Genomic DNA, 1,270 nt, shown 5'->3' on the forward strand with positions numbered 1-1,270 from the left:
GTCGAGCCGGACAGGCTATAGGTCGCAGGTGTATCCGCCCCCGTATTGAACAGATTGGAGACATTACCGGTGGCAGTGCCACCAAAGCCGGTCTCGCCGGTGGCTTCACCGACCAGCGCGTCTTCATCGACCGTCGCCGTCTGGGTGTTGGCCGTCACCGTCGGCTGATCGTCGATGATGGTCAGCTTCAGCGCATTGGCGGCAGCCGCCGTCGTGCTGCCGTCATCATCGGTGACATGCAGCAGGTTGCTGACATCGAAGGAGAAGGTCCCCTCCGGCGAGCCATTCTGCGGCGTCTCATTGTCGATCGCGGCCGACAACGTAAAGCTGTAGGCTCCGGTACTTTCGGTCAGCGCCAGCGTGAACACCGTCGTCGCACCGGCCTTAGCCGTCAGCGTATCGACGCCACCGCTGCTGCTGATCGCATAGGTCACCGCGACACCATGCGAGGTCAGTGCCGGCAGGCCAGAGGTCGAGCCGGACAGAGAGTAGGTCGCAGGTGTATCCGCCCCCGTATTGAACAGGTTGGAGAYATTRCCGGTGGCGGTGCCRCCAAAGCCRGTCTCGCCGGTGGCTTCACCGACCAGCGCGTCTTCGTCGACCGTCGCCGTCTGGGTATTGGCGGTCACCGTCGGCTGATCATCGATGATGGTCAGCTTCAGCGCATTGGCCGCAGCCGCCGTCGTGCTGCCGTCATCATCGGTGACATGCAGCAGGTTGCTGACATCGAAGGAGAASGTCCCCTCCGGCGAGCCATTCTGCGGCGTCTCATTGTCGATCGCGGCAGACAATGTGAAGCTGTATGCGCCGCTCGCTTCGGTCAATGCCAGGGTAAAGACAGTCGTTGCCCCGGCCGAAGCGGTCAGCGTATCGACGCCACCGCTGCTGGTGATCGCATAGGTCACGGCRACACCATGCGAGGTCAGTGCCGGCAGGCCWGAAGTCGAGCCGGACAGGCTATAGGTCGCAGGTGTATCCGCYCCCGTATTGAACAGGTTGGAGATATTACCGGTGGCGGTGCCACCAAAGCCRGTCTCGCCGGTGGCTTCACCGACCAGCGCGTCTTCGTCGACCGTCGCCGTCTGGGTATTGGCGGTCACCGTCGGYTGRTCRTCGATGATGGTCAGCTTCAGCGCATTGGCCGCAGCCGCCGTCGTGCTGCCGTCATCATCGGTGACATGCAGCAGGTTGCTGACATCGAAGGAGAACGTCCCCTCCGGCGAGCCATTCTGCGGCGTCTCATTGTCGATCGCGGCAGACAATGTGAAGC

1 protein-coding gene is annotated in these 1,270 nt (G+C 62.6%); it reads right to left on the reverse strand.

Going from position 1 to position 1,270, the window contains the following annotated elements; genetic code table 11:
* On the reverse strand, positions 1-1,270 hold a 1,270-nt coding region (locus tag QD461_RS36625), incomplete at both ends, for a hypothetical protein (protein ID WP_414091636.1).

The sequence above is a fragment of the Rhizobium sp. BR 314 genome (genome assembly GCF_047445805.1).
In the GTDB taxonomy this organism is placed as follows: Bacteria; Pseudomonadota; Alphaproteobacteria; order Rhizobiales; family Rhizobiaceae; genus Rhizobium; species Rhizobium lusitanum_B.